General features: G+C 47.4%; 23 protein-coding genes. 1 reads left to right on the top strand and 22 read right to left on the bottom strand.

The features are described from left to right. Positions 1–423: 423 nt before the first annotated feature. On the top strand, positions 424–1,650 hold the full coding sequence (locus ACR6HW_RS14340; RefSeq protein ID WP_455727774.1) for a transposase: 1,227 nt from the start codon (positions 424–426) through the stop codon (positions 1,648–1,650). A 685-nt stretch (positions 1,651–2,335) separates the two neighbouring features. Here ACR6HW_RS14340 and ACR6HW_RS14335 read toward each other — a convergent pair. The 22 genes from ACR6HW_RS14335 to ACR6HW_RS14230 form a co-directional block, all read right to left on the bottom strand. Continuing rightward, positions 2,336–3,061, bottom strand: coding sequence for an N-acetylmuramoyl-L-alanine amidase family protein (locus ACR6HW_RS14335; protein ID WP_455728410.1), 726 nt, complete (start codon positions 3,059–3,061; stop codon positions 2,336–2,338). Next, positions 3,058–3,243 (bottom strand): hypothetical protein, encoded by a 186-nt coding sequence (locus tag ACR6HW_RS14330; protein WP_455728409.1) that lies wholly within the window; start codon positions 3,241–3,243, stop codon positions 3,058–3,060. Before ACR6HW_RS14330 ends, ACR6HW_RS14335 begins: the two co-directional genes overlap by 4 nt. A 33-nt stretch (positions 3,244–3,276) precedes the next feature. Next, the gene (locus ACR6HW_RS14325; RefSeq protein ID WP_455728408.1) at positions 3,277–3,654 is read right to left on the bottom strand and encodes a hypothetical protein; all 378 of its coding nucleotides are present in this window, start codon (positions 3,652–3,654) and stop codon (positions 3,277–3,279) included. A gap of 66 nt (positions 3,655–3,720) precedes the next feature. After that, on the bottom strand, positions 3,721–3,828 hold the full coding sequence (locus ACR6HW_RS14320) for a CD1375 family protein (RefSeq protein WP_455730894.1): 108 nt from the start codon (positions 3,826–3,828) through the stop codon (positions 3,721–3,723). A 94-nt stretch (positions 3,829–3,922) separates the two neighbouring features. Continuing rightward, positions 3,923–4,039, bottom strand: a complete 117-nt coding sequence (locus ACR6HW_RS14315; protein WP_455728407.1) for a CD1375 family protein — start codon at positions 4,037–4,039, stop codon at positions 3,923–3,925. 18 nt (positions 4,040–4,057) lie between these two features. Beyond that, on the bottom strand, positions 4,058–4,462 hold the full coding sequence (locus ACR6HW_RS14310; RefSeq protein WP_455728406.1) for a hypothetical protein: 405 nt from the start codon (positions 4,460–4,462) through the stop codon (positions 4,058–4,060). Positions 4,463–4,477: 15 nt separating this feature from the next. Further along, positions 4,478–5,497: a hypothetical protein gene (locus ACR6HW_RS14305; protein WP_455728405.1), complete on the bottom strand. Its 1,020-nt coding sequence runs from the start codon at positions 5,495–5,497 to the stop codon at positions 4,478–4,480. A 253-nt stretch (positions 5,498–5,750) separates the two neighbouring features. Beyond that, a complete protein-coding gene (locus ACR6HW_RS14300; protein ID WP_455728404.1) occupies positions 5,751–6,011 on the bottom strand; it encodes a hypothetical protein in 261 nt (86 codons plus the stop codon). An 11-nt stretch (positions 6,012–6,022) separates the two neighbouring features. After that, positions 6,023–7,222: a lactonase family protein gene (locus tag ACR6HW_RS14295; protein WP_455728403.1), complete on the bottom strand. Its 1,200-nt coding sequence runs from the start codon at positions 7,220–7,222 to the stop codon at positions 6,023–6,025. Between the two features lie 3 nt (positions 7,223–7,225). Then, positions 7,226–7,624 carry a hypothetical protein gene (locus tag ACR6HW_RS14290; protein WP_455728402.1) on the bottom strand — a complete coding sequence of 133 codons (399 nt, stop codon included), beginning with the start codon at positions 7,622–7,624 and terminating at the stop codon, positions 7,226–7,228. Next, positions 7,594–8,166 (bottom strand): putative phage tail protein, encoded by a 573-nt coding sequence (locus ACR6HW_RS14285; RefSeq protein WP_455728401.1) that lies wholly within the window; start codon positions 8,164–8,166, stop codon positions 7,594–7,596. The genes ACR6HW_RS14290 and ACR6HW_RS14285 overlap by 31 nt, the downstream gene beginning before the upstream one ends. Further along, entirely contained in the window at positions 8,163–9,221 is a 1,059-nt protein-coding gene (locus ACR6HW_RS14280; protein WP_455728400.1) for a baseplate J/gp47 family protein, read from the bottom strand. Before ACR6HW_RS14280 ends, ACR6HW_RS14285 begins: the two co-directional genes overlap by 4 nt. Continuing rightward, a complete protein-coding gene (locus ACR6HW_RS14275) occupies positions 9,221–9,607 on the bottom strand; it encodes a DUF2634 domain-containing protein (RefSeq protein ID WP_455728399.1) in 387 nt (128 codons plus the stop codon). Before ACR6HW_RS14275 ends, ACR6HW_RS14280 begins: the two co-directional genes overlap by 1 nt. Further along, positions 9,604–9,930, bottom strand: coding sequence for a DUF2577 domain-containing protein (locus ACR6HW_RS14270; protein ID WP_455728398.1), 327 nt, complete (start codon positions 9,928–9,930; stop codon positions 9,604–9,606). Before ACR6HW_RS14270 ends, ACR6HW_RS14275 begins: the two co-directional genes overlap by 4 nt. Continuing rightward, complete coding sequence (locus tag ACR6HW_RS14265; protein WP_455728397.1) at positions 9,930–10,865, bottom strand: XkdQ/YqbQ family protein; 936 nt, start codon at positions 10,863–10,865, stop codon at positions 9,930–9,932. The genes ACR6HW_RS14270 and ACR6HW_RS14265 overlap by 1 nt, the downstream gene beginning before the upstream one ends. Then, complete coding sequence (locus tag ACR6HW_RS14260) at positions 10,858–11,508, bottom strand: LysM peptidoglycan-binding domain-containing protein (RefSeq protein WP_455728396.1); 651 nt, start codon at positions 11,506–11,508, stop codon at positions 10,858–10,860. The genes ACR6HW_RS14265 and ACR6HW_RS14260 overlap by 8 nt, the downstream gene beginning before the upstream one ends. Positions 11,509–11,519: 11 nt before the next feature. Beyond that, on the bottom strand, positions 11,520–11,894 hold the full coding sequence (locus tag ACR6HW_RS14255) for a hypothetical protein (protein ID WP_455728395.1): 375 nt from the start codon (positions 11,892–11,894) through the stop codon (positions 11,520–11,522). After that, positions 11,894–12,433 (bottom strand): putative phage tail protein, encoded by a 540-nt coding sequence (locus tag ACR6HW_RS14250; RefSeq protein ID WP_455728394.1) that lies wholly within the window; start codon positions 12,431–12,433, stop codon positions 11,894–11,896. The genes ACR6HW_RS14255 and ACR6HW_RS14250 overlap by 1 nt, the downstream gene beginning before the upstream one ends. Continuing rightward, a complete protein-coding gene (locus ACR6HW_RS14245; RefSeq protein WP_455728393.1) occupies positions 12,426–13,490 on the bottom strand; it encodes a baseplate J/gp47 family protein in 1,065 nt (354 codons plus the stop codon). Before ACR6HW_RS14245 ends, ACR6HW_RS14250 begins: the two co-directional genes overlap by 8 nt. Next, positions 13,483–13,890 (bottom strand): DUF2634 domain-containing protein, encoded by a 408-nt coding sequence (locus ACR6HW_RS14240; protein WP_455728392.1) that lies wholly within the window; start codon positions 13,888–13,890, stop codon positions 13,483–13,485. Before ACR6HW_RS14240 ends, ACR6HW_RS14245 begins: the two co-directional genes overlap by 8 nt. 4 nt (positions 13,891–13,894) lie before the next feature. Next, positions 13,895–14,209, bottom strand: coding sequence for a DUF2577 domain-containing protein (locus tag ACR6HW_RS14235; RefSeq protein WP_455728391.1), 315 nt, complete (start codon positions 14,207–14,209; stop codon positions 13,895–13,897). Beyond that, positions 14,202–15,158 (bottom strand): XkdQ/YqbQ family protein, encoded by a 957-nt coding sequence (locus tag ACR6HW_RS14230; RefSeq protein ID WP_455728390.1) that lies wholly within the window; start codon positions 15,156–15,158, stop codon positions 14,202–14,204. Before ACR6HW_RS14230 ends, ACR6HW_RS14235 begins: the two co-directional genes overlap by 8 nt.

Below are 15,158 nucleotides of genomic sequence, written 5' to 3'. Positions count from 1 at the left end.
TTCTATAAATAAAGGCTATACAGATTAATTTGAGCAACACAAATTTTTTAAAGGTGTTCTTTTTAGTCCTCTAGCGACATGGGTTATGTGTTTTTTGGAAAACCGTATATTTTTATTCTGAAAGGGGGGGGATAGAACTGTAGTGTATTAGCAGAAGGAGAAGCTTAATAGGTTTTGAGTTTGAAAGGAGAATGAAACATGCTGGTTTAAAGAATAACTGGAATGGTGGCTAGTGTTTTTGCTAATGAGCCTATAAGTGGCTATACACTAAGGGATAGTGCTGAAGATAACTGAGAAAATTGCATAATTTATAACCGTTGATTTAACAAGTTTTTAAAGAAACAAAAAGGAAACTTCACCCCAAACGTCGAATTATATAAGTGGCAGCAAACACAATCCAAACGAAGGAGGAAGTTTCCACTTATGTATATTCGACAAACATGTCTATTTTCCTTTGAAGAAATTATGAACTTTCAGCAAGAAACGAAATTGGAATTAATTCTTGCTCAGATCAACATCTCACCTTTGGTTGCGGCATTATCTAAACAGAGTCATTTGAGAGGTCCAAAAGGTTACAGAGTCGCACCGATGATTTACGCATTAATTGCTAAGCAAATTCTGAGAATTTCGACCACCAGCGAGTTGGTGAGACAGTTGAAAGAGAACCCAGTGTTACGTTATAACTGTGGTTTTGAGGTGTTATCCAAAGTACCATCAGAAGCCACTTTCAGCAGATTCGCAGATAAGCTGTCAGAATCAGATGCGTTGCTGAAACTATTCGGTGATTTAGTTGTTCATGCTAAAGAATTAGGAATTGTTGATGGTAGTCATATTTCAATAGACTCTACTAAGGTAGATGCTTTCGAAGCCTCAAAACCAAAGAAAGATATTGTAGATGACGGCACCAACCCAAACTGGGGAATGAAGCGCGATACTCACGGTAATAACATTCGTTGGTTTGGATGGAAACTTCATATCCTGAGCGATTCATACAGTGAATTACCACTTTCAGTTATGGTAACACCAGCGAATGTTCATGATGGAACAATTGCAGTTCCACTGATTGAAGAGTTTCTAAAGCAGTATAGAGATCTGTTTAGACCATTGTTCTATGCGATGGACTCTGGATATGATTATAATTCTGTCTATGATGCAGTAATAAATCACTTTGAAGCTACTCCAATCATAGCCTACAACCCAAGAGGCAGTCACGCCGCCCCAGAAGGGTTAGATGATGAGTTTCATCCAGTCTGTTCTGGTGGTTACAAACTCGTTTATTGGGGGATTGACGGCGATTACATGAAATTTAGATGTCCACAAGTACTGGGGAAATGTAACTGTCCACATGGGAGTGCATGGTGTTCATCAAGCAATTATGGTTATACGCTCAAGATAAATCGTAAAGAAAATCCAAGACAAATCGGATATCCGTTAAGATCATCTGATCAATGGAAGACTCTATACAACAAGCGAACTTCTGTTGAACGTTGCAACGGTCGACTAAAGACGATTTTAAATTTGAATTCAATCCGGTCTAAAGGTATCAAGAAAGCAACTGTTCATGCGTTGTTAAATTGCATTGCGTTGGTTGCAGGAACCATCGCTTCAAAAGTTAAAGTAAACAGAAATGAGGAACTCTTAGTAGCATAATGAACAACAAAAGATTGAAATTTGAAAGCATGGCAGGGGCTGTTACTTAGGATTAAGCCTTTTTCTCAAATTATCGAGTTAATTATGCAAGAGTCTCAACTATGTAAAAAGTCTTTCGGAGCGTTTTAATATTTCTATTGAAAAAGCGTATGAGATATTTCAAACTCTACTGAGACTCTGTACATGTCTGTAAGAAGTTAAATATTAATACTCAAGAGGGTTTCATTTTCGCTGGAAATAAGCGTTTGTGGTGATATTTTTAGTATTGATAAAACAGAAGCTGGCACTTATGTTGTCACAACAAATTCCATCACCTTTATTATGAATATTAGATTGGGGGATTTAACATGATAAAAGGCTTTTTTAAGTTTGATAAGATTACTCGATGGCTATACCCACTATCATTGATTCTAATTTATGGCCGTTTATACTATACGCATGTGTATGCTAGTATTGAAACATCCTATAATGAGTTAAGGTTCTTTTTATTTAATGCTTACCACTATGTTTTAGAGCCCATTATTATACTCATCGTTCTTAGACTCATATTAATGTTGATAACTGGACAACATAAAAAGGACTAAACCAAAGAGTGCTTCAAGTAGAATAAAATACTTCAAAAGGGCAGACCCGGCTTCACGGCATCTGCCCTTTTAATTTATATCATCGTTTATATGCTTCTCCCTTAACGAAGTGACTTGTCATACCGCTTAAGCATCTCCCAAACTTCCTCACGAGTAACTGCATCGCGTGGTCTCGTGCCGTCGGAGACACCTTTTTCTATGACAAACGCCTGTGCGGCTTCAGCCCACTTTGAAACAACGTCTTCTTTTACGTAAGGGATGCCTAAGTAAGTGCAAATGCCCTGTGCGTGTTCCTCTGCGACCTCTTTTTGAAAAGTCGGGTCCACCATGAGCAAAGCTTCTCTCTCGTTGTCCATAAATCCGTTTTCTGTAAGAATTGCCGGCATGTCTGTGTACTTCAAGACGTAAAAGGGCGCTTCTTTGATGCCGCGGTTTTTCTGTGGCGTCCCCTTTGAAAGGTACTTTAAAACGCTTTCTCCAAGACGACGCCCTTCCTTTGACCCCGGGCAGATGTAGACGGTATGCCCTTCTGGGTCGTAGGCGTCGAACTGCCCGTCGTAGGCGTCGTAGTGTATGGAAAGATAGAGCGTCGCCCCTGCGCGGTTTGCAGTGGCGACGCGCTGTTTAAGTGACACATCTTGCTCTGTGGGGGCGACGCATAACACGTCGAGACCGCATCTTTGTAGCGCGGTCTTCAGCAGTGCAACGACAGTGCTGTTAAAGGTGTTTTCTCTAACGCTGACGCCGTTTAATGCCTTTAAGGGGGGCGTACGCTTCCCCGGTGTCTCGGCGCCGTGGCCGTCGTCAAGTGCAATTAAAGGTCTCACTGGGGTTCCCCCTTTCGACTCTGGTAGTTAAAAAAGGATTGGAACACCAAGGTGAGGAGGATCATGGTGTTGTCAATCCCTAGATCGCCTCTAATGGCCAGTACAGCGAAGATGACGGCGGATATGACAGATATGATGCTCTTGACTTCTAAGAGTTTCAAGAGCTTTTCTCTCAGTTTCATAAGGTTCCTCCTTTCATTTATACGATTTAGGCGCTAGCGCCCGGTTTTCAGCAGCATGCCGAGGGCGATGCCGACGCCGCCGGTAATCAGTGCGCTGATAAAAAGCTTGGTGTAAGCTATCAACGCGTTGCCCGGGCGTTTTTCTATAGCGTCGAGACGCTCGTCATGCTGTTTGAGCAAATACAGCATGTCCTCAATTTGTCTGGCCATGTACTCGATGTTTGTCGCCATTTTGATGATAGCTTTGGTCTGTTCTTCTTGGCTGTCCAATCGATGGTGCGCAGACTTTGTGGATTGTTCTACGACGACGACGCGCTCTTTGACGGTGCCGACGACACGCTCGAGGTCTGCGACAGTCCTCTTGAGGTCGCTGAACATCTGCTCGTGGGTGTTGATGAGTGTGTCGTGCATGGTTCACCTGCCTTTCGTTAAAAATTAAGCAGTTGACGTTTCATCAGAAGCTTCAAACTCGCATTATTATATAGAACTCCAATTTCCATCTAACCCCAAAGGAGTTAGTTCGTCCAATACCTGTTGTCTGAAGTTAGAAGGTACTTGCTCGATTGTTCTTCTACCTCTAACGATTAAAGCTACCTATACGTCTACCATAATTTCACCACCTTTCAAAACGGCTATTGATAGCCTTATTTTAGTAAGTAGTTCCATGTATAACACCACCTTAATTTGAAGCTGCACCAGCATCCAAAAGTGCTTGTACCTCTAATCTTAGGTTTTCAGGAACTTGTTCAATTGTTCTGCTTCCAGCCTTGATCAATTTAAAATAAACTTGTGCCATATCTTCACCAATCCTTTCTTATGATTGCATTGCAAGAAACAGTTCATAAACTTCAGCAAGTGCTTCAAGTGTAATAAGGTTGTCCAGTTCTGCTTGTGAGAGCTTTGACTTTAATTCTACATTTTCTGTTTTTAGTTGGTTCAACCGTTCAGTCAATGGTTGGTTGAAAACAGGATAAGAAAATTCCAATACCATTGTATCAAGATTGACCCTATAACTTGTTGCTGATAGAAAGTCATTTGCATATTGACCCGATTCAAGTTCTAACAAAGCAACTTCTTGTGGGTTGTAGGTTTGAAGTGGTGTGTAAATTGCTTCATCTTGTTCCCTTGTTGTTGGTTTTGTCCGCGGATTGTAATTTTCAGGTATGTGAAGTATCACTTCCCCCGTCTGTTTCAAATAATAAATTTTTGAGTTTGTCATAATTTACCCCCTTTCTTACACAATTGTTGGTACTGTGATTTGTTGAAAACCAACAACCGCTGAATAGTATACCGCACCATTAGTGGCTTTCAAACCTTGGCAACTTACTTTAATAAGATCATTAACATTAACATCTATTTCAATTGTTAAAACCCTTTTATTAGATGGAAGGTTAGTTGTTAAAACAGATACGCTACCCATAACGACCCCGTTTTTTAGAATTGACATAGTACCGTAGTTTGCACCTTTATTACCATCACCAGTAGAATAACCTTCTGCTTTTACAGTCACACGTCCACCCATATTCATTTTAATACTTTGAGTGGATTGTTTTGTGTGTGTTGACTGTACTATACCATTTATAGAAGCCGTCCAGTTAGTTGTAGAAGGTGCATAACCGAAAGGTTTTTCAGGATTAACGTTCCCAACTACACCAAATATATTAACACCTGATCTGATGTTACCAGCAACTAAGTTTGCTGATCCCTGAATTGTCTGAACACCACTTAAATACTGACCAGCTGCAATTGTCTGATTGGTTGTTCCTGGTGTGATTGTAGCTGCACCCTTGCTTGGAATCGTTCCTGTTATCCCAGTATCATCATCATTGCTGAAGGTTTTTCCTGCCAGTACATTTGCAGCAATGGCATTCCCTTCTGCACTGGCTTTAAGAAAAAAACAATCACTTGCCTCATCAAACCATATGTCATATGCCTTGCCAGCAATTAAAACTGGCGCAGTTGTGGTGTTAGGCTTATACAAGTTCTTTGTTCCCCATTGATTCACATTGACAGTCGTTGCAGTACCATTGTTATTAGCAGATGCGACAAAGCTAATTTTTAAGCAGTTGCTATAACTTTTAAGATGAGAAACACTCAGCTCTATTGCGTTAGATGTCCCTACACTTTTTGCCAATTGACTCAATCCTTCTATGGCGGAGTCAATAATATCCATATTTCCATTTTGATCCGAAACATCAAAGAAATCTTCTAAATCTGGCTTTTTTAGATTTAGCGTATTTGTGTATTTTGCCATTTTATCAATTCTCCTTTTGTAAAATTTGTGTTCAAGTGAAGCCATACGACCTATCCAATATAAAGCGCGCTAGGCTTTTATATACAAGATTATGACCCTATCACTCATGAAGCTTATGGGGTTGTTATCAGTTCACTATGACCTTGCCGAGTTAGCGCTTCATCAACGCTTGCTTTTAAATCAGGCCTATTTGAGACCACATAGTCGTATGTGTAAGCCCTTTCTAAAATTCTCATTGCCAAATAGTCTCCCATTACAGTGCCCCCCCTTGATTAAACAGTATTTCATCCAATGCTTTCTTCACTAGAGCTTGTTCTGCTTTGAGTTTCTCAATTTCATCTTTTCGATTCACCGGTTTAAGTTCTGGGAACTCTATAATAGCCCCGTCAATCAATTTATACCAACCGCCCATAACGTCTTGTGGCACATCTCCTTCAAACGGCACATAATCGCCATATGGGAAACTGATGCAATCTGTTATAGTACCGTCTGTTTGTACTTGTAAATATTTCATGTGTGAACCTCCTATCTAAATATGCGTACCATTTCAATCGTGTCGTTAATGTTTCCGTTTTGTTTTGCGTATCCTGCTCCTTGTTGACCTTCTAAATCTTGAATTGATGTTGTTTTATAAATTTCATAGTTAAATACGTTTTTATAAATTGTAACGTAAGGCAAACCGTAATGCGCCACCGACATATACGTACCGTCTGGACTGAATGCCGTGCCGTTTCCACGGTTTGTTGGTAATTGACTTGGGCTAGACAATTTGGTAAACGGATCACCAGTGCGTTTGTAAATTGTGATGTAGGGCGAACTAAAATGCGCTACTGACATATAATTGCCGTCTGGGCTAAATGCTATGCCGTATCCCTCGTCTGGTGGCAATTGGATTGGGTTCGGCATTTTGATAAACGTATCACCACTACGTTTGTAGATTGTAACGTAAGGCGAACCGTAATGCGCCACCGACATGTAAATGCCGTCCGGACTGAATGCTGTGCCGAATCCTGCGCCCGTTGGCAATTGACTCGGGTTTGGTAGTTTTGTAAACGTATCTCCGTTGCGTTTGTAAATTGTGATGTAAGGCAAAGTATCATGCGCTACTGACATATAATTACTATCTGGGCTAAATGCTGTTTCTTGACCATTACTAGTCGGAAATTCACTTGGGTTTGGTAGCTTTGTGAATGTGTCACCACTACGTTTGTAGATTGTGATGTAAGGCAAAGTATCATGCGCTACTGACATATAATTACCATCTTTGCTAAATGCTATGCTGCGTCCTATACCTATTGGCAACTGACTTGGATTTGGTAATTTAGTAAATGTGTCACCGCTACGTTTGTAAATTGTGATGTAAGGCGAATCACGATGCACTACTGACATATAATTACCATCTGGGCTAAATGCTGTTTCAATTCCTATACCTGTCGGCAACTGACTTGGATTTGGTAATTTAGTAAATGTGTCACCACTATGTTTGTAAATTGTGATGTAAGGCGGATCACGATGCGCTACTGACATATAATTACCATCTGGGCTAAATGCTGTTCCAACTCCTATACCTGTCGGCAACTGACTTGGGTTTGGTAGTTTAGTTGGCGTTAATAATTGACTTAAATAAACAGGGTCGTTTTTACTTATTGATTCCATAGCCCTCCCAGAAACAATGTCTTGACCGTTTATTTCTATTGCTTCTGATACATTCGTTACGCCATCCATGCTTTACCCCCTTATCACTCTGTAACTAAAAGTAACCGAACCCGTCGGAATCGACTCTGAATACAAATAAAAACCGCCGTTATAGCTTTTGACATGCGTCGTTCTCGCGTCATGGGCAATTTCTTTTGTTGATAAATCAAAAGCGACTATAGGGAAGTCTGCTGATGTCACCCCCACTACAGGTACTTGTTTTCTGTAGGCCATTCCATCGCCGTATGAACCACTCACCCAGTTGGTATTGTCAACCGTGATGATGCCTTTCAAAGAGCGTGGTTCCTTTATATCTTCAATGTCTTTTAACGCCCCATCAATCACATCCATATTCCCATTGTGCACGCTGATGTCGTAAAAGTCCGTTTCATCGGGTTTCACTAAATTGTAGTTTGCCGTGTGTCTTGCCACTCTACCTTCTCCTCTCTAATTTGCGTATGCTGACGTGCAGCCAACTGCGCGTGGGTCTGTCGCTTTATAACAGCGTGGCTGTTATACCTCAACGACAAATCAATCCCCACATTCAGCGGCACGATGTCCTCGAGCAACTGTGCCACCACCTCAAACTGCTCTTTTACAGTGAGCTCAATGCGCACAGTCAGAGTAGCCGACGCCGTATCCAGCGATACCGTAAAACCGTCTCCACACAAAGTGGTCAGGCGCTCTTTCAGCGCTTGCTCAGTGTACGGCAACTGCTCGTTAAAACGGCTGAACAACCGAAACTTGCGGTCTTCTAAGGCTTCATTGGCCTTTGGGGCAATGCCCAGCCGCCGTTCCCATCGTTCGATGCCGCGGCGCGTGGCACTCTCTATAAACTGGTCGTCCATAACCGCTTGTGACGCCGCCCACGCCTCAGAGAAGGCCGCGTCTTCGGCTTCGGCAATGGCCTGAAAAGCGTAAATCTTCGATACGACTTCCGGCCAGTACCCTTTGATGTTCACCGCCTTTATCATGCGAGCCCCCCTCTCTTCGGTACGCAATGCGGTTCCAGCACGAGGTTCTGCGCCTTGCCGTTTAATAGCGTACCGGTAATATCGACGACCCCTTGAAGGTTCAAGAGCCGCGATTCAATTTGAGCAATTCGGACGATAAGCTGATCGGTGTGTGCCCACGCTTTTCGGAGTTCCAGCAAATAGGCGTCGATGACAGCGTTAAAATAAGGTTCTAATGCCTCCCAGTTCCACCCCGGTGCATACGACATCTGCGTCTCCACAGTTAAGTGTTGCACCTCAACCCCTTTGAGCAGCACTCGGTGCCCAATAGGAGCGATGCCGAGGCCTTCTCCGGTGTACGCCGCGGGGTCAAGGGTCTCTTGAACCGAATCCAGCAGCTCTGTACTTGGCGTTTCGTAAGCGCTGTCTATAAGCAGGATGCCCACAGAGCCGGTGCCTTCCGGCGTTCTGTAAACTTTACAACCGCCGACCCCGGGAAGTGCGTTGACTTTTTCCGTGTAATCGGCTCGGTTGCCGCCAAAAGCCTGTGCGTTGAAGCTGTTGAAGTAACGCTTTCTAAAGTGCTCTGTATCCTCTTCATCTTCTCCGGGAATCAATAACGCCTCTAAGATCGCCGCCTTAAGTCCGGGAATGTAGGCCACCGGTATCAGCGACGAACCGACAAAGTGGTTGTGTGCCGAACCGGCGCTTTCAGCAGTTAGCCGGTACTCGAGGCTCCCGGTCTGTTCAGTCACCGTAAAGAAACTCTCCTCTGCTGAAAACCGAGTGCCCACAGGCACTTCTGCGTCAAAGACCCCTTTGTAAACCGCGTGAGTGGCGGGTTTTACGGCGAGGCCGCGCTCGGCACCGCGCCGAATGAGGGCGGTGCGAGAGGCGCTGTCCGCAAAGGTCTCGTTTAATACGACATCCAGTTCGATGTACAGTTGCTTGAGTTCTGCTGCGGCAGGTGCCAGTGCGTTGTACAGAAGCGAGCCTTCGCGTTTATCGAGGTCGCCGGGCACTTTTGCCATTAGCCTGTTGAGCAGATCGGTATAAGTGATGTTTTCAAAAGCCATTACAGGCGCACCGCCTTTCTGTGTTCAAAATCGCCGTAAAGGGTGCGCACGGTAAAGTGCACTTCAACCACTTCGCGATTGCGTTTAAAGTCAAAATTGTCGACGCTTTTAATGCGTTCATCGGTCATCAGCGCCTCTGTTATACGGCTCTTGGCTTCTGCATACACAAACTCAGGTGTGCGGCCAATGAGGTCGTCAAATGTCACACCGTAGTCCCAAGAGTAAATTTCGTAGGTGTACCGCGGTGTGTTAAGCATAAAGTACACCGCTTGCGCCACAGCGCTAAGGGCATCTGTAAACCCTTTGACCACATGGCCGTCGACTTTGTACGTCTTCGTCGGCTGAGGCTTCATGTGAATGGTGTCGAGCACCGTATGAGGAATCATACGCGCACCAGCCGATCCAATATAATGTAGTCGGTACCGCTGAACGCTCGGATAAGCAAAAGCTGATCCCCGATGTCTACCGTGTTTTCCACCGTCAACTTCAGCGGTGTGACGCGACCGTCTATTTCCGCGTCGCCTTCAAGGGTCTGTTGGCGAAACCCCGCTGTGGGAATTAAAAAGTCTTCGTCGAGAACGATTTTTTGACCGATGCGCACCTTTAAAGGCGCTGTGCTGACGACATCGCCCACGACGATGTCCACGGGTTTCGATGCGTTAACAGCATCTACCGCTGTTTTCTTGATGATGTCGATTAAATTGGCCACTAAGCCCCTCCTCTCAAGGTGACGTCCATAAAATGACCGCCGCCGCTAAACGTGTGTGTGACATTTTCAACCACCATGTACACTTGAACGCGTTCCGCACCCAGTTCAACCTGTACGCCAATTCCCGAACCGCCTCTAACGCGCAAGTCGCCGATGAGTTTGCTGCCTTTGTATGTCCTAGACTTGCGGTTCATCAGCGCGAGCATGTTGCGCCCTTTGGCAACGGGGTTTTCGCCTTCGCCGAGTTTTTCAATGTGTTGTAGAACGCCCCACTGTTTCACCGTATCGGCGTCGGTAAAGGGATGCCCTTTGCCGTCGTTGTCCACGAGCACTACGCGGTTGTAGGTGTCGGAATCAATGGAACTGCTGAGGTTAAAATCGCCCAATGTACGCGACGTGTAGATGAGATTCAGACGCATGGTCTCAATATCTCTCAGTGTCAGTTTGCCGTAGTCGTCATAGAGCACGTACAGCTTGCCGGTGTTGGTCAGTGTGTGATCCAGTGCGTCGCTAAACAAATCGATGAGCGACTGATTCTCTTGAAGCAGCTTTGGCACAACATACGCGGTTTCTGTCAGCGTCCCCATTCGGAGGCCGAACTTAGTCCCTGCGCGTCGGATGATTTCGTCGGCGCGCAGCCCTTTGTACACCGCATAGTCCTTGTTTTTAAGGTATCTGAGTTGGTCATAGCACTTGATGTTCACTTGTCTGCTGTCGGCATCCAAAGTGAAGATAAAGCCGAAGAACACGCCGATACCGTTTACTTTAAAGGCCACGGCATTGCCTTCTGAAAGGTGCAGGGCCTCGGTGTTCATCACGGAAAAGGTGAGCTTTCCAGCGACGCCGAATCGGTCGACAGTCCATTTGATGTCGCCGGTCACCATTGGCGCCATGAGGTCTTCCCCGGTGTCGATAAGCAGTTCGTACCTATTCAAATCGAATCACCTGCCCCGGGTAAATGAGATTGGGGTTTGCGATGCCGTTGAGTTTGGCCACGCGTTTGTAGGCCGCCCCGTCCCCCAATGCCTTTTTACAGATGCGCCAAAGCGTATCGCCTTTTTTAACAGTGACGGATGAGGGCTTGTCTTTGGTCGGTCGCTGAGCCCCTTTGTTTTCCGCAGAGGCTTCACCGCTTTCCGGATCTTTTGTGACGGTGTAAACCGTAGGCGCCCGGTACTGTTTAAACTTTAAGGTAAACATCAAATCGTCGCCGTTGTCGCGGCTCTCGGTATACGCGTACGCGTCTAGGCTCACCCACATGTTGGTTTCAAAGAGACCGCCGTAGGGCGTCACTCTGGAAATAATCAGTCTAAAGGGTTTGCGGGAGAGTTTCAAGTCCTCAAACACCTGTAAAAAGTGCGTGGGTGGTAAAAACACTTTGTTTTCGTAATAAGCAAATCGGTAATCAAATGCCGGAATCAGGGCGTTAAAACTGACGGTAGTTAGCCCCGGTGCCCTTAGCAGACTGATTTCACCGCCGTCGAGCAAGGTTTCCGTCTGGTTGTTGTCTTTGGTCTTGGTTTCGATTTTGCTGGGGGCGACGGGCAGACAGTACCCGTCGACAAATACTTTGTGCATTGCGTTCCCCCTTATCTCCGCTGACTGCGGTACTCGACGCTTATGGCCGCAGTGGGGATGTGAGCTGCATAGAGGATAATGCCGCCGTCGACCTCCTCTACGGTCGGGTTGATTTCAGCGGTTTGAGCAATCGTTTGATGTGACTTGTCTACGACGAGGTCTACCCAAGACGCCGGAGACACGCCTTCTACCGCCACGTACTTTTTATAGCCCCCGGCGGCGTGAGCCTCCCACCCCGTTGTGGGAATCGTCAACGCACCTGTTGTCGGGGACAGAGCGGCGATGGCGCCGTCTATGACGTCTAAGTTGCCGTTGATTCGATCTAAGTTGTAAAAGTCTGACGGGCTATCCTTGATAAGCCCCAAATGTTGCGTTTGAGTCGCCATTATAAATTCACCCTCCTTAACGCTTCGTGTGTGTGCGCCGATAACTGCGCATGGGTATAGGGCATCAACTGCGCGTAGGTGTTGTACAAAAGGCTCAGATCGAGGGACATGTTGGCGGGGAGAATGCGCCCGAGCAAGGCGCCGACTTCGTCGTACTTGCCCTCGGCGTCCATCTTCACCCGTGCAGTGACCTCGTACGCGTCGTGTGCCACCTCTAAAGTGTAACCGCCTTTGCCGCACAGCGTCTCAAGCTGTTGATGCAAGGTCTTTTCCGTGTAGGGAAGCTGTTCGTTAAAGCGCGTCAGGATTCGAAAGCGCCTGACCGCGTCGGTGTCCGATGCCTTGGGGACAATGCCCAGCAAGCTTTCAAACCGCTCCAGCCCCTGCTTTCCGCAAGTCTTTACAAACTGATTGTCCAGCGCCTTTTCTAGTGCCGACCACAGCGCCGACAGTTCCTTTTCTTCGGTGGCCGCCAGCGCCTTGATGTCGCGGTAAGGTCGGAGCACCTCGGGGTAATAATCGATGAGGTTTCTATCCATTGACAGCCCCCCGCTTCGGAATCTCGTCGGGCAGGAGCATGCAGTTGCCTGCGACGCCGTCGAGTTGTGTGTCACTGAGATCCACAATGCCCGTTAAACCGAGCAGTCGCGTTTCAATTTGACTGACCCGCACCACCAGCTGCGTCGCGTCTTCCCACGTCGCCGAGAGTTCGGTAAAGTAGGCGTCTAGCGCCTCTTCAATGTAAGGCTTGACATCGGCAAATTGCCACCCGTCTTCGTAGGTGATGTTTAAGGTCACTGCCACCGGGCGCGCCGTGACGCTCTCGACGGTAACGCGGTGCCCTATGGGGGCGAGGCCCTTGCCTTTACCTGTGGCGTCCGCGGGATCTACCGCCGCCTTGACTTGTGTCACCAGTGTGTCATGTGCCGCTCTGTAAAGGGCATCGGTGATGACCAGTTTAACCGTGCCGCCACCGGACCACGCCGGGTAGACTTTGACGCCGCCGACGCCGGGAATCGTGCGGACTTTTGCTTTGTAGTCGGCGATATTGCCGCCAAAAGCTTGGGCATCGAGGGAGGCGTAGTAACGCTTCCTCAAGGCTTCGGTATCTTCCTCCGCTTCGCCGGGAATCAGCACTTTAACCAGTGCCGCCTCGGTGAGCCCCTCGATGTATTCAATGGGGATTAGCGTCCCCAGTTGTCGGTTGCCGGCGGGCCCTTCCGTTTCACAGCGCAGTTTGTACCCGCCTTCCGCTAGGGCCTCGGTAACCTCGTAGTTAAGCGTGCCCAGTGAAAAGCGCGCGCCGACGGGCACCGGTGCGTCAAACACGCCTTTGAGAACCGCCTGTGTCGCCGGATAGGGGACGATGCCCCGCTCCTCACACCGTCTGATAAGATAGTCTCTGGACTGGGTGTCCACAAACACTTCGCGCAGCACCCGATCCAGTTCAATGTACATGTTCTGTAGTTCCACCGCAGCAGGTGCCAGCGCCGTGTACAGCAGCGAGCCCTCTGCCACGTCGAGGTCGGGGGTCGCCGTCTTTACGGCATCGAGCATGCGGCTGAGAATTTGGTCGTAAGTTACGTCTTCATACATGGGGTGTCACCACCTTTTCTGTTGTAAAGTCGCCGTAGAGGGTGCGGACGACAAATGTCGCCGTCACCTGAGCGCCTTGTGTTTCGATTTTGAAATCCGTCACCGCCTCTATGCGCAAATCTTGAAGCAGGGTTTCTCGAATCCGCTGTTCGATAACCGACGTCACCTCGTCGCGGTTGGCGCCAATGAGGTCGGCCAGTTCGAGTCCGTAGTCCCACGAGTAAATCAGATGTCTGTAGCGCTCGGTGCTGAGCATCAAGTAGACGGCCTGTCTCATGGCGTCCAGTCCCGAAACACAGCTGCCGATGGTATGGGTGTGCGGGTTCAGTTCAAATGTTTTGCTGGCCAAAAATGTGTTGGCCTCTGCCTTGAGATACGCTTCGGGTTTTTTAGGAATCATGCCGTCACCTCACTTTGTCCAGAACAATATACTGTTGGCCGCCTTGACATTTGGCGAGCAGCACGCCGTCGCCCACTGCCAGCCGGTTGTCGATAACGATTGGCGTAGACGCCGTCTCACCGGGCTGTCTGATTGAAGTTTCGTACTCGGTGACGCCGGCGGTGACTTTCAGGTGCGGTGCGGTCAACGTCAGCTTTTGTCCGATGGCAATTTCAAGCGGTTCTGTCGCCTTAACCGTGCCGTAGACAAACGCCACGGGATTGGTAGCGGCAACGGCCTCAAGTGATGCGATTTTTATGGTTTCTATTAGATTAGGCACTGTAATCACCTCCAATCAGTTCCAGCGACATGGTGTGGGCATCGCCGTCCACCTGGTGCGTCGCTTTGGTCACAATCATGTGGTGGTCGATGTGGAAGGGTTTTTCCCTCAGCACCACGCGCACAAGGCGCCCGGCGCGGATGTCGAAATCGCCGATGACGTTTGAAAGCGACAAGCGCTTAACGGGTTTGTTCTTCAGCTTGAGCAAGCCCTCTGCCTTTTGAGGCGCACCGTCTGGGGCATTGATTTTTTCAAAGTATTGTAGAATCCCCCACCGGTCGATGGTGTGCGAATCCTGTACTTTAAAGACATCGCGTTTTTGGCTCTTTTCGTTGTCGTAGACGAGTTTGACGACGTTGTAAGTGTCTTTGTCAATGGAGCGCGTGTAGTCAAACCCGCCGATGTCGTCCAGTTCTATGACGTTGGCCGCGCCGTTTTTCGACAGTTCCTTTAGCGTTAAAGCGCCGTAATCGTCGTAAAACGCGTACATTTTGCCGTTTTGAAATTGTGTCTCGTCCAGTGCGTTTTGAATCATCTCCATCAGGCTCTTGTCGTCTTCAATACGGCTGGGGAGCAGGTAGCCGGTCTCTTCAATGTCGCCGGTTTCCAGTATAAAGTCCGCGGCGATATCGCGAATCAGACCGCTGGCGGTTAAATCGCTGTACTTTCGGGTATCCTTGTTTTTTAAATAGCGCATCTGGTCGTAGGCTGTAATGGAGAGTTTGTGCAGTTCGGTGCGCTTAATGGAGAAAATGTACCCTTTGAAAACGCGGTGCGTCGGCGTCTCAATGGTGATGGTGTTCCCTTCGGAAAGTGCGATGTTGCCGTCGTCGATAATGGTGAGGGTCGCTTTACTCGCCTGACCTTTAAATGCGGTGTCCCATTGTACAGCGCCTTCCACAAGTGGGGTAAAGCGCAGGAGACCTCTATAAATGTTTACGGTCAGCAT

It is taken from the genome of Fusibacter sp. JL298sf-3 (genome assembly GCF_053842995.1).
This window is presented reverse-complemented; position numbering and strand designations above follow the sequence as displayed.

Excerpts from the sequence above, each read along its gene's own strand:
- ACR6HW_RS14340 (WP_455727774.1), top strand. The coding sequence starts at position 424 with ATGTATATTCGACAAACATGTCTATTTTCCTTTGAAGAAATTATGAAC.
- ACR6HW_RS14330 (WP_455728409.1), bottom strand. The coding sequence starts at position 3,243 with ATGAAACTGAGAGAAAAGCTCTTGAAACTCTTAGAAGTCAAGAGCATC.
- ACR6HW_RS14325 (WP_455728408.1), bottom strand. The coding sequence starts at position 3,654 with ATGCACGACACACTCATCAACACCCACGAGCAGATGTTCAGCGACCTC.
- ACR6HW_RS14315 (WP_455728407.1), bottom strand. The coding sequence starts at position 4,039 with ATGGCACAAGTTTATTTTAAATTGATCAAGGCTGGAAGCAGAACAATT.
- ACR6HW_RS14310 (WP_455728406.1), bottom strand. The coding sequence starts at position 4,462 with ATGACAAACTCAAAAATTTATTATTTGAAACAGACGGGGGAAGTGATA.
- ACR6HW_RS14305 (WP_455728405.1), bottom strand. The coding sequence starts at position 5,497 with ATGGCAAAATACACAAATACGCTAAATCTAAAAAAGCCAGATTTAGAA.
- ACR6HW_RS14300 (WP_455728404.1), bottom strand. The coding sequence starts at position 6,011 with ATGAAATATTTACAAGTACAAACAGACGGTACTATAACAGATTGCATC.
- ACR6HW_RS14295 (WP_455728403.1), bottom strand. The coding sequence starts at position 7,222 with ATGGATGGCGTAACGAATGTATCAGAAGCAATAGAAATAAACGGTCAA.
- ACR6HW_RS14285 (WP_455728401.1), bottom strand. The coding sequence starts at position 8,166 with ATGATAAAGGCGGTGAACATCAAAGGGTACTGGCCGGAAGTCGTATCG.
- ACR6HW_RS14280 (WP_455728400.1), bottom strand. The coding sequence starts at position 9,221 with ATGGCTTTTGAAAACATCACTTATACCGATCTGCTCAACAGGCTAATG.
- ACR6HW_RS14275 (WP_455728399.1), bottom strand. The coding sequence starts at position 9,607 with ATGATTCCTCATACGGTGCTCGACACCATTCACATGAAGCCTCAGCCG.
- ACR6HW_RS14260 (WP_455728396.1), bottom strand. The coding sequence starts at position 11,508 with ATGCACAAAGTATTTGTCGACGGGTACTGTCTGCCCGTCGCCCCCAGC.
- ACR6HW_RS14255 (WP_455728395.1), bottom strand. The coding sequence starts at position 11,894 with ATGGCGACTCAAACGCAACATTTGGGGCTTATCAAGGATAGCCCGTCA.
- ACR6HW_RS14250 (WP_455728394.1), bottom strand. The coding sequence starts at position 12,433 with ATGGATAGAAACCTCATCGATTATTACCCCGAGGTGCTCCGACCTTAC.
- ACR6HW_RS14245 (WP_455728393.1), bottom strand. The coding sequence starts at position 13,490 with ATGTATGAAGACGTAACTTACGACCAAATTCTCAGCCGCATGCTCGAT.
- ACR6HW_RS14240 (WP_455728392.1), bottom strand. The coding sequence starts at position 13,890 with ATGATTCCTAAAAAACCCGAAGCGTATCTCAAGGCAGAGGCCAACACA.
- ACR6HW_RS14230 (WP_455728390.1), bottom strand. The coding sequence starts at position 15,158 with ATGCTGACCGTAAACATTTATAGAGGTCTCCTGCGCTTTACCCCACTT.